Origin of the sequence: Oscillibacter sp. CAG:155, assembly GCA_000436875.1 — a bacterium.
Lineage (GTDB): Bacteria > Bacillota > Clostridia > Oscillospirales > Oscillospiraceae > Oscillibacter.
Window position 1 is genome coordinate 1 of sequence record FR890951.1, and the last position, 10,335, is coordinate 10,335.

The 10,335-nt window shown below is 62.0% G+C and carries 12 protein-coding genes; 6 read left to right on the top strand and 6 right to left on the bottom strand.

From position 1 onward, the window contains the following. The 6 genes from QZL67_RS09470 to QZL67_RS09495 all read right to left on the bottom strand — a co-directional run. Positions 1-554 (bottom strand): GTP-binding protein (locus QZL67_RS09470; RefSeq protein ID WP_292920231.1); only part of this gene is annotated, 554 nt, incomplete at its 3' end. Positions 555-692: 138 nt separating this feature from the next. Beyond that, entirely contained in the window at positions 693-1,856 is a 1,164-nt protein-coding gene (locus tag QZL67_RS09475) for a UxaA family hydrolase (RefSeq protein WP_292920235.1), read from the bottom strand. Between the two features lie 17 nt (positions 1,857-1,873). Further along, positions 1,874-2,164 carry a UxaA family hydrolase gene (locus QZL67_RS09480; RefSeq protein ID WP_022290479.1) on the bottom strand — a complete coding sequence of 97 codons (291 nt, stop codon included), beginning with the start codon at positions 2,162-2,164 and terminating at the stop codon, positions 1,874-1,876. A gap of 126 nt (positions 2,165-2,290) precedes the next feature. Then, a complete protein-coding gene (locus tag QZL67_RS09485) occupies positions 2,291-3,574 on the bottom strand; it encodes a DUF362 domain-containing protein (protein WP_292920233.1) in 1,284 nt (427 codons plus the stop codon). Between the two features lie 265 nt (positions 3,575-3,839). Then, positions 3,840-4,724, bottom strand: a complete 885-nt coding sequence (locus QZL67_RS09490) for a GDSL-type esterase/lipase family protein (protein WP_022290481.1) — start codon at positions 4,722-4,724, stop codon at positions 3,840-3,842. Positions 4,725-4,920: 196 nt separating this feature from the next. Continuing rightward, positions 4,921-5,838: a sugar phosphate nucleotidyltransferase gene (locus QZL67_RS09495; RefSeq protein WP_022290482.1), complete on the bottom strand. Its 918-nt coding sequence runs from the start codon at positions 5,836-5,838 to the stop codon at positions 4,921-4,923. A 165-nt stretch (positions 5,839-6,003) separates the two neighbouring features. Here QZL67_RS09495 and QZL67_RS09500 point away from each other — a divergent pair, with 165 nt between their 5' ends. The 6 genes from QZL67_RS09500 (at position 6,004) to rnpM (ending at position 10,181) form a co-directional block, all read left to right on the top strand. After that, the gene (locus QZL67_RS09500) at positions 6,004-6,432 is read left to right on the top strand and encodes a Fur family transcriptional regulator (RefSeq protein ID WP_022290483.1); all 429 of its coding nucleotides are present in this window, start codon (positions 6,004-6,006) and stop codon (positions 6,430-6,432) included. Beyond that, positions 6,416-7,132, top strand: coding sequence for a metal ABC transporter ATP-binding protein (locus QZL67_RS09505; protein WP_022290484.1), 717 nt, complete (start codon positions 6,416-6,418; stop codon positions 7,130-7,132). The genes QZL67_RS09500 and QZL67_RS09505 overlap by 17 nt, the downstream gene beginning before the upstream one ends. Beyond that, complete coding sequence (locus QZL67_RS09510; protein ID WP_022290485.1) at positions 7,129-7,941, top strand: metal ABC transporter permease; 813 nt, start codon at positions 7,129-7,131, stop codon at positions 7,939-7,941. Before QZL67_RS09505 ends, QZL67_RS09510 begins: the two co-directional genes overlap by 4 nt. Before the next feature lie 240 nt (positions 7,942-8,181). After that, positions 8,182-8,643 (top strand): ribosome maturation factor RimP, encoded by a 462-nt coding sequence (gene rimP, locus QZL67_RS09515; protein WP_022290486.1) that lies wholly within the window; start codon positions 8,182-8,184, stop codon positions 8,641-8,643. Positions 8,644-8,699: 56 nt separating this feature from the next. Continuing rightward, a complete protein-coding gene (gene nusA, locus QZL67_RS09520; protein WP_022290487.1) occupies positions 8,700-9,872 on the top strand; it encodes a transcription termination factor NusA in 1,173 nt (390 codons plus the stop codon). A 30-nt stretch (positions 9,873-9,902) separates the two neighbouring features. Then, complete coding sequence (rnpM, locus tag QZL67_RS09525) at positions 9,903-10,181, top strand: RNase P modulator RnpM (RefSeq protein WP_022290488.1); 279 nt, start codon at positions 9,903-9,905, stop codon at positions 10,179-10,181. Positions 10,182-10,335: the final 154 nt, after the last annotated feature.

The window sequence follows — 10,335 nt, forward strand, 5'->3', positions numbered from 1 at the left end:
CTCAGCGCTCCCGTCTCCAGATACCGCTCCAGCACCGCCTCATCGCAGACGGCCGCCTCCTCCGCCAGTTCTTCCGGCGATGCAGTGAAATCCACACAGCCGCCGTGGAGTTGACGCCGCAGTGACGAGAGCACCGACGCCTGATCCGCCCCCGCCAGATCCATCTTGTTGATGAAAAGGAACGTGGGCACGCCGTAGCGCTCCAGCAGGCGCCACACCGTCCGGGTGTGGGCCTGGACGCCGTCGGTACCGCTGATGACCAGAATGGCGCAGTCCAGCACCTGGAGCGTCCGCTCCATCTCCGCGGAGAAGTCCACATGCCCCGGCGTGTCCAGGAGGGTGGCCTCCAGGTCCTCCCCCAGAGGCAGCTGAGCCTGCTTGGAGAAGATGGTGATGCCCCGCTCCCGCTCGATGGTGTCCGTATCCAAAAATGCATCCCGGTGGTCCACTCTCCCCAGCTTCCGCACTGCACCGCTGCGGTAGAGCAGCGCCTCTGAGAGGGTGGTCTTGCCCGCGTCCACGTGGGCCAGGATGCCAATGACCAGTTTTTTCATGCTGTACCTCGTCTTGTTCCTTCATTCCCTGCTATCATAGCATGTCCCGTGTTCCGGCGCAAGGCGCACCCCGGCACCCGGGGCAAAAGGAAACGCCTGTCCCGGTTCGGGACAGGCGTTTGAAGCCCTTGCAGAAACTTACACGTAGTTGCACACGCGGGCGATGGCCATTTCCGTATAGCCCAGAGACTCGGCCTTGGTCTGCTTGCCGTTGGCAGTGTCCACCACCATCTGCAGCAGGTTGTTGCCCAGCTCTTCCAGGGTGTGCTGGCCGTAGATCAGCGGGGAGGCGTCAAAGTCGATGTTGTCCTCCATCTTGGCGAAGGTCAGCTTGTTGCCGGTGATCTTGATGACGGGGGAGATAGGGTTGCCGGTAGGCGTGCCCCGGCCGCTGGAGAACACCACCACCTGGGCGCCGCCGGCCACCATGGCCGCCACGGAAGAGGGATCGTTGCCCGGGGTGTCCATGATTACGAGACCCTGCTTGTTCTTCACCTGCTTGGCGTAGTCATACACGGCGCTGATGGGGCTGTGGCCGCCCTTGTGGATGCAGCCCAGGGACTTCTCCTCCAGCGTGGTGATGCCGCCGGCCTTGTTGCCCGGAGAGGGGTTGCCCTCCCGGACTTCCTCGCCCACCAGACGGAGAGCGGCCTCATAGCGGTGCACGATCTCGAAGATCCGGTTGTGGACCTCGGGCGTAGCGGCGCGGCGGGCCAGGATGTGCTCGGCGCCGATGAACTCGGTGGTCTCAGAGAGGATGGAGGTACCGCCGGCAGCCACCACCAGATCACTCATCTGGCCGATGACGGGGTTGGCGGCCAGGCCGCTGGTGGGATCGGAGCCGCCGCACTCGGTGCCCACGATCAGCTCGGAGATGGGGAACTCCTCCTTCTGGAGCATGGAGGCCTCCGCCACCATCTCCTTGGCATAGCGGACCGCCAGGTCCACCGCCTTCAGCGTGCCGCCGGCCTCCTGGATGATGACCTGCTTGAGGGGCTTGTTGGTGCGCTCCTGAATAGCCTTGACCACCAGGTCCATCTGGCAGTTCTCGCAGCCCAGGGACACCACCACCGTGCCATACACGTTGGGGTTGGCGGCGTAGCCGGCCATCACGTCCATGGTCAGCTGCTGGTCGGAGGCCACCTGAGAGCAGCCCTGCTGGTTGTTGAAGGTCACCGCGCCCACCACCTGCTGGGCGATGATGCGGGTGGTATCGGAGGCGCAGACGCTGGCAGGCAGAATCAGCACCTTGTTGCGGACGCCCACACGGCCATCCGGACGCTTATATCCGTAAAAAGTCATCATAGCTGTTTCCTCCCTTATTCCTTGGCTTCCAGGTTTTCCCGATGGCCTTCCACATTGTGGACATGGACATGCTCGCCGGCCTTGATGGGGCAGGACGCAATGCCGATGTGCTCACCGTACTTGACCACGGGCTCGCCCTGGGCGATGTCCCGGGTGGCGATCTTGTGGTAGATGGTGATATCCTCCAGCGCGGTCAGGGAGACATCCTTGCCGTCGCAGGCATAGGTGACGGTATCGCCCTTGGTGATGGGCTCGATGGCCACAGCCACGTTGTCCTTCCCGTCAATAATCATGGCGTTACGCATAGGTTTGACACTCCTTTTTTCATAGTCCGGGTCCTCCGCCCGGATGGTTCTCGCAGGGCAGCGCCCCACGGCAAAGCATCGGAGCCGGGCAGCTCTCGCAAGCACCGCACCGGCTCCGAAGAGGGATCAGAACAGGTTGCCATTTTCGTCGAAGGCCAGATCGTAGGGCTCCGACAGGATCTCGATGTTGGGGTTGGCCTTGGCCAGGGGCAGCATGCCCTCGGAGATTTCGATGTAGTCGATGTGGGCCGTGTTGGGGATGCGGATCATCTTCATGTTGTTCTGATCCTCCGCCTCGGGGCAGCACATCAGCGCCAGCTGCAGCGCCTCACGGTCATTGTCCATGATCATGGGGATCTTCATCAGGTGCAGGAAGGTGTTGGTGACGCCGGTGGGATAGGTCATCTCCAGCTTCATCTTGTTGAAAAGACGCCGGGTGGTGACCTCTGCCAGGCCGATGCCCTGAGCATTGCCGTGGGTCTCATCGGTCAGGTCCAGGATGACCACCTTCTCCGCCTGGATACCGCCGGAGCAGTACTTGGGCTGGACGAACCGGCCGGAGACGTTGGGGTCCATGCCGTCGCCGGAGATGTCCTTGCCGATCTTGTCCACCACCAGCACGTCGCACTTGTCGAAGAGCAGGTGGGCAATGGTCTTGTAGGAGATCTCCTTGAGCTTGGGCTCCTCGGTGATGATCTCCTCGGGGCTCAGGCCCTTGATGAGGTAGGTCTCGTCGTAGGCGTTCTCAATAACGGCGATACCGCCCAGGACCGGGCAGTTTTCCAGAATGGTCCGGCCGTACTCCTCCACCAGCTCGTGCATGATGGCGGGGCTCTGGTGATGGATGCTCTCGGCGCCGTGCTGCTTGCCCAGGCCGATGGCCATCATCTTCATCAGGCCGCTCTCATAGGGGCCGCGGAAGGAGGTGTGGGGCTTGATACGGTTGAAGAGAATGATGCCGTCCGCCTCAGAGGCGTTCTTGTCGATAAAGACCGGCTGATGGCGCACGCCGGAAAGACCGATCTGCACCGTCTCCATAGAGCTCTTGATGGGGCAGCCCATGGCCTCCTCGGTGATGCCGTAGTCCTTGAGGATCTGGGTCTGGCCCTCGGCAGTGGCACCACCGTGGCTGCCCATGGCGGCCACGATGTAGGGCTCAGCGCCCTTGGACTTGACGAAGTCCACGATGGCCCGGGCCATGGCGGCGTTGTGGTTGATGCCGCGGCTGCCGCAGGTGATGGCGATCTTCTGGCCGGGCTTGATCTTGCCGCCGATCTCGGGGCGGTCAAGCTCCCGGGTGACAACGCCGGGGATCTCCTCCGCCGGGATATGAGAATCATCGAACTTCTGGCGCACCTTCACCATCTTGGGGATGGGGGTGTCCTGAATCAAAGCGGTAATGGTTTCCATGAACACATCCTCCTTCTTCGGGATGCCCACACAGGGATTAACCATACCACCCTGCGTGGTAAACATCTCATTTTCCACATTGTGGAATCCTTTTCCGCAAGCAAAGGGACCACATCAGGGTGATCCAGTACTTCCATTTATAGACGGATTCCCGGCAAAAGTCAAGTTGTCTGGGCCGCTTTCTCCCCGAATTATGAACAGACCTGCCGGTTTTCATGAAAACCGACAGGTCTGTCCCCATTCCATCCCCCTTCCAGGGGACAAATTACACAGGATGCGTCCGCAGATAGTCCAGCCAGACGGCGCAGCCCGCCGTATTCAGGTGGATTCCATCCGACGTCAGCTCCGGCTTGAGGCAGCCGTCCTCGCCGGTGACCGCCTCCGCCACATTCACATACGGGCAGTTTTTCTCCTCTGCCAGCTGCTGCAGAAGGTCGTTGTATACGGCGATGCGCTCGTTGTTGACGTAGGTGCCCTTGGCCTCCTGGGCGGCGCTGACCGGCAGCAAGGACTGGATGACCACCTCAGCGTCCGGGTGGTCCTGGCGAATGCGGTCGATAAGCTTTCTGTACTGGTCATAGTAGGTCTCGGTCCGGGGCCATCCCAGTTCGTTGACGCCCAGCATCACATAGACCTTGCCGCACTCCATGTCTGCCAGCGCGTCCAGCATGGGCACCTTGCCCGCGTCCGTCTTCTCCGTTTCCTTGGTAAAGACGGAGGCAACCGTGGCCCCCACCGCGTAGAGATACTGTCCTTCCTTCAGACCGCTGTACAGATAAAATCCCTCGGTCCGGGAATCCCCCAGGAACACCACATCGGAAAAGTATGTATCCGCCACCGGTTCACTCTCCGGCACGATCACGCTGCTCTCCGGCTGGGCCGGCGTCGTCTCTTCCGGGGCCGCCTCAGGCTCTTTTGTCTCTGGTGCCTTGGGCTCCGGGGTCCGGCGTTCCGGCACCTGGGGAGCTTTCAGCTCTGGGGCCATCACATGCAGCCCGCTGACGCACGCCTCGCCGTCGTCCAGCCCGCCGGGCGTCGCGCCGGCCGGAGTCCCCGGCGTCAACAGCAGCGCCAGCGCCACCGTCAGCAGCACGCCCACCACCAGATGGCGGGCCCTGATCCCCGAATTCTTTTTTCGCTTGCGTGCCATAACCGGCTCCCCCTGTCTCCAATGGTCTTTCTATTTATTAAGACGCATTTTGGCGGAAAAAGTCGAAACAAATTGTTAAAAAATTGGTGTCAAATTCTATCAATTTTTCTCCGCTCCTCCGCCGCCCCCAAAAACGAGAACCGCGGGGCGCACGATCTTTCGTGCGTCCCGCGGCAAAGGGGCGTTTTCAGGCTGCTCAGACCCGCAGATCCTCCGGATAGGCCCCCTCGGCGTGGAGCCGGCGCAGCTCTTTGGCCACGATCTCCCGGTCATCGTGATAAGTCATGCCGAACCACTTGTCGGTGGAGTGGAGCACGGAGACCTCCAGGGCCCCCTTGCGCATCTGCTGGTCCACCATCACCGGCAGCAGGCACTCTGCCTTGATGTTGTCACCGGCCTCGCTGCGCAGGAATTCCTCAAAATAGCTCCGCAACGCCGGGAAGATGCTGGGCATAAAGCCCCAGAAATTCATGGACACCACCGTGTCCGGTGCCAGATCCCGGTCCTCCGCCAGATCCCGCAGCGTCCCGTCGGGGTAGAGCTGGACTTTCAGCGCCTCCCGGACGCTCTCCAGATACCCGTCCCGGGTGGTGCAGATGCCCCGGGAGACGGTGCCGTGGAGGCTGGCCGTATTCTTGAGCAGGTAACCCACCATGGTGGCCTTGCCCGTCTCGGGCAGCTTCACCAGTTCCTGGTAAATAGTCCGGTAAGCGTCAATGCCGTAGTAGTCGTCCGCGTTGATGACGCAGCAGGGCTCGTGGACCACGTCCGCCGCGCACAGCAGCGCGTGGACCGTGCCGAAGGGCTTGGTCCGCTCCGCCGGGATCTTGTAAAAGTCCGGCACGGAAGAAAAGTCCTGGAACGCGTAGGCCACCTCCACAGGGCTGCCGTCCAGGGCCGTCTTTTGGGCCAGGTAATCGCCGCAGATCCGGTGCATCATCTCCTCCATCTCCGGCTTGATGATGAACACCACTTTGTTAAAGCCCGCCCGCAGCGCATCGTAGATGGAGTACTCCATCAGGATCTCGTTATGGGGGCCGATGCCGTCCACCTGCTTGCTGCCGCCGTATCGGGACCCCAGCCCCGCCGCCATAATGACCAATGAGACTTTCATGTAACTCTCTCCTAAATCCTCTCTGGTGTATGCGCGCCGCCGCGCAGGGTCGTTCTTCTTTACCATACTCTATTCTGCAGATTTTTGCAACTCCCCTTGACTTTTTTTCACGGCCGTCTATAATATGAAAATGATTCTCATTTTCATATTATTGGGAGGCATTTCATGCCATACAGTACCAAACAGCAGCAGGCAGTGCTCCACTGCCTGGAGCAGCGGCGGGAGGAACTGCTCACCGCGGCAGACCTGGCGGAGGACCTGCGGCGGGACGGCTGCCCGGTGGGACTGGCCACCGTCTACCGCCAGCTGGAAAAGCTGGAGCAGGCAGGCCGCGTCCACAAGGTGAACACGGAGGAGGGTGCCTTTTACCAGTTCTGCAGCCACGACGCCAACGGTCACCGGGACTGCTTTTTGCTCAAATGTGAAAAGTGCGGCTGCATCCGGCACCTGGACTGCTCCCACCTGCAGACCCTGTACGACCATCTGGAACAGGACCACCACTTCCGCATCAACCCCCGCCGGACATTGTTTCTGGGGTTGTGCGAACAATGCGCCGGAAAGGAGGCGGAGGAAGACCATGGAACCCACCAATGAACTGCTGGTCTGCCGGGACGTGTCCCTGGGCTATGAGGGGCAGAGCGTCCTGGAGCATCTGGACCTGACCATCCGCCGGGGGGATTACCTGTGCATCGTGGGAGACAACGGCTCCGGCAAATCCACGCTGCTGCGGGGCCTTTTAGGGCTGATCCAACCCCTCTCCGGAGAAATCTGGCGCTCCCCGGAGCTGCGGCAGGGAAGTCTGGGGTATCTGCCCCAGCAGACCCGGGCCCAGCGGGACTTCCCCGCCACCGTGTGGGAGGTGGTCCTCTCCGGCTGCCTCAACCGCAAGGGCATGCGCTTTTTCTACTCCTCCGCCCAGAAATCCGCGGCCCTCATGAACATGGGCAAGCTGGGGATTCTGGAGCTCAAGGACCAGTGTTACCGGGATCTCTCCGGCGGTCAGCAGCAGCGTGTGCTGCTGGCCCGGGCCCTGTGCGCCGCCAGCTCCCTGCTGATCCTGGATGAACCCATCACCGGCCTGGACCCCGCCGCCGCCCAGGACCTCTACAAGACGCTGACCTATCTCAACCAGAAAGAGGGCATGGCCATCGTCATGGTGACCCACGATCTCAAAGCCGCCCTCCGCAGCGCCCGAACGGTGCTGCACATCGGCCGCAGCAGTTATTTCTGCGGGTCCGTGGCGGAGTATCTTGCCTCCTCCCAGGGGCGGCGGTTTCAGGAGGGCAATGTATGAGTCTTTTGGATATGTTCTCCTTCCCCTTCATGCAGCGGGCGCTGATTGCCGGTGTGCTGGTGAGCCTTTGCTGCGCTCTGCTGGGGGTCTCCTTGGTGCTCAAGCGCTACTCCATGATCGGCGACGGCCTGAGCCACGTCTCCTTTGGTGCCCTGGCGGTGGCGGTGGCCCTGGGCTTCACGCCGCTGTACTTCTCCATCCCGGTGGTAATCCTGGCGGCCTTCTTCCTGCTGCGGATGGCCAGCCACCCCCGCTGGAACAGCGACGCCGCCATCGCCGTCATGAGTGCCTCCGCCCTGGCCCTGGGCATCATCGTCATCTCCCTGACCACCGGCATGACCACGGATGTGGACAACTACATGTTCGGCAGCGTCCTGGCCATGACCAAAACAGACGTGCTCTTGTCTGTGGGGCTCTCCATCGCGGTGCTGGTGCTGTTCATTCTCTTTTACCACAAGCTCTTTGCCGTCACCTTTGACGAGAATTTCTCTGCCGCCACCGGCGTCCGGGTCTCCCGGTACAATACGCTGCTGGCCATTCTCACGGCGCTGACCATCGTGCTGGGCATGCGGATGATGGGAGCCATGCTGATCTCCTCCCTGGTGATCTTCCCCGCTCTCACCGCCATGCGCCTCTTCAAGAGCTTCCGGGGCGTGGTGATCTGCTCCGGCATCACCGCCGTGGTGTGCTTCTGCGCAGGACTCACCGTCTCCTTCGTGTGCTCCACCCCGGTAGGGGCCTCGGTAGTGGCCGCCAATCTCGCACTGTTTCTGCTCTCCTGCCTCGCGGCCGCCATCCGCCGCCGCTGAGGTACCGAAAGGGACGCCTGCCGGGGCGTCCCTTTTTCTCGCTTTCGTCCCGGGAGGCAGGGCACCCATACATATAATAAAGAATCTGCAAGAAAGGGCTTGCGCTTTTTTCCCCGCTGTGGTATGATGCGTATGTTAGAAGTGTAAGCTATGGGGAGTGGGCCTTAGGTCCGCTCTTTTTCTTGGCCTTTTTCACGAACCCAATTTCTGCGCAAAGCGTCAAAAGGAGGGAGTTATCCCATGAAAAAAATCACGGAACTGACCGCCGAGCTGGCCGCACCGGTCATTGCGGAGCGGGGCTGCACCCTCTGGGACGTGGAGTACGTCAAAGAGGCGGGCACCTGGTATCTGCGGGTGTTGCTGGACAAGGAGGGCGGCGTGGACATTCTGGACTGCGAGGCCGTCTCCCGGCGGCTCTCGGACCTGCTGGATGAGGCCGACCCCATCGAGGGCAGCTACACCCTGGAGGTGGGCTCCGCCGGCGCCGAGCGGGCGCTCAAGCGCCCCGGTGACTTCCAGCGGTATCTGGGCTCTGCGGTACTGGTGAAGCTCTACCGCAATCAGGACGGCCGCAAGGAGTTCCCCGGCGTGCTGGCAGGCTATGACGAGGACACCGGCGACGTCACCATCACGGTGGGAAAGCAGGAGATGACCTTCGCCAAGAAGGACATCGCCCTGGTCCGCCTGCGGGTGGAATTTTAAATTTTTACGTGCGCGTATATCTGTTTTTCGGAATTTCACAATAAGGAGAATCACTGATGAAAGGCAAGAAGCAAAAGGAGCCCGTGGGCTTCAACCCCGCTGAAATCTTTGCCGCCCTGGCGCTGCTGGAGCAGGAGCGGGGCATTCCCCAGTCCTTTATGATGGAAAAGATCGTCCAGGCGCTGATCACCGCCTACAAGCGGGACCACAATGAGGTAGAAAACGTGATCGTGGACGTGGACGAGGCCCACAAGGACCTGCGGATGTACGTCCAGAAAGCCGTGGTGGACGAGGAGGACTACGTAGACCCCGGCAACGAGATCACCCTGGCCGACGCCAAGCACATCTCCGCCAAGTACGAGATCGGCGATATGGTCAACATCCCCGTGGACACGGTGGAATTCGGCCGCATCGCCGCCGGCAACGGCAAGCAGGTCATCATCCAGGGCCTGCGGGAGGCCGAGCGGGGCATGGTGTACGACGAGTTCAACTCCAAGCAGCATGAGATCCTCACCGGCGTGGTCACCCGCGTGGACCCCCGGAACAACAATGTGTTCCTTCGCATCGGCACCGGCACGGACACCAATGAGATCCTGCTGACCGCCGGCGAGCAGGTCCCCGGCGAGGTCCTCTCCGAGGGGATGCACGTGAAGGTGTATGTGGTGGAAGTCCGCCGCTCCACCCGGGGTCCCCAGGTGCTCATCTCCCGGACCCATCCCGGCCTTGTCAAGCGCCTGTTCGAGCTGGAGGTCCCCGAGATCTACGACGGCACCGTGGAGGTCAAGTCCATCGCCCGGGAGGCCGGCAGCCGCACCAAGATGGCCGTGTGGTCCAACGACGAGAACGTGGACCCCATCGGCGCCTGCGTGGGCCCCAAGGGCCAGCGGGTAGCCGCCATCGTGGAGGAGCTGCGGGGCGAAAAGATCGACATCATCAAGTACAGCGAGGACCCCGCCCAGTTCATCGCCGCCGCACTGGCGCCCGCCGACGTGGTGGATGTGTGGATGGCGGACGAGGGCAAGGCCTGCCGCGTGCTGGTGCCGGACGATCAGCTGTCCCTGGCCATCGGCAAGGAGGGCCAGAACGCCCGCCTGGCCGCCCGCCTCACCGGCTACAAGATCGACATCAAGCCCCAGAGCTATCAGGAAAACGAAGAAGCGGAGCCCGCCGCCCCGGCCGAGACTGCCGGCGGCGAGGATGAGGAGATCCTGGATCTGCCTCAGGAGTAATCCGGTTTTTAGGAAAGGCGGAGCTGTAACATGCCGAAAGTAAAGAAGATCCCCCAGCGGCAGTGTGTGGGCTGCCGGGAAATGAAGGATAAAAAATCCCTGCTCCGGGTGGTCAAATCCCCGGAGGGTGAGATCAGCCTGGACTTCGGCGGCAAAAAGCCCGGCCGCGGCGCCTATGTGTGCCACGATGTGGAGTGCCTGCGGAAGGCCCGCAAGTCCAAGGCGCTGGAGCGGGCCTTTGAGACCGTGATCCCGCCGGCGGTGTACGACGCCATGGAGGCGGAGCTGGGAGGTGCCCATGGACAGTGAACAGATCCTCCCCCTGCTGGGGCTGTGCCTGCGGGGCGGCCGTCTGGCGGTAGGCGAGGAACCGGTGGAAGCCGTTGCCCGTGCCCGGGACGCCCGGGTGCTGCTGCTGGCTTCCGACGCGGCGGACAACCCCCGCCGCCGCTGCCAGCATTTC

Excerpts from the sequence above, each read along its gene's own strand:
- QZL67_RS09510 (WP_022290485.1), top strand. The coding sequence starts at position 7,129 with ATGAGTCTTTTGGATATGTTCTCCTTCCCCTTCATGCAGCGGGCGCTG.
- QZL67_RS09495 (WP_022290482.1), bottom strand. The coding sequence starts at position 5,838 with ATGAAAGTCTCATTGGTCATTATGGCGGCGGGGCTGGGGTCCCGATAC.
- QZL67_RS09475 (WP_292920235.1), bottom strand. The coding sequence starts at position 1,856 with ATGACTTTTTACGGATATAAGCGTCCGGATGGCCGTGTGGGCGTCCGC.
- QZL67_RS09505 (WP_022290484.1), top strand. The coding sequence starts at position 6,416 with ATGGAACCCACCAATGAACTGCTGGTCTGCCGGGACGTGTCCCTGGGC.
- rimP (WP_022290486.1), top strand. The coding sequence starts at position 8,182 with ATGAAAAAAATCACGGAACTGACCGCCGAGCTGGCCGCACCGGTCATT.
- QZL67_RS09500 (WP_022290483.1), top strand. The coding sequence starts at position 6,004 with ATGCCATACAGTACCAAACAGCAGCAGGCAGTGCTCCACTGCCTGGAG.
- QZL67_RS09480 (WP_022290479.1), bottom strand. The coding sequence starts at position 2,164 with ATGCGTAACGCCATGATTATTGACGGGAAGGACAACGTGGCTGTGGCC.
- QZL67_RS09485 (WP_292920233.1), bottom strand. The coding sequence starts at position 3,574 with ATGGAAACCATTACCGCTTTGATTCAGGACACCCCCATCCCCAAGATG.
- rnpM (WP_022290488.1), top strand. The coding sequence starts at position 9,903 with ATGCCGAAAGTAAAGAAGATCCCCCAGCGGCAGTGTGTGGGCTGCCGG.
- QZL67_RS09490 (WP_022290481.1), bottom strand. The coding sequence starts at position 4,724 with ATGGCACGCAAGCGAAAAAAGAATTCGGGGATCAGGGCCCGCCATCTG.
- nusA (WP_022290487.1), top strand. The coding sequence starts at position 8,700 with ATGAAAGGCAAGAAGCAAAAGGAGCCCGTGGGCTTCAACCCCGCTGAA.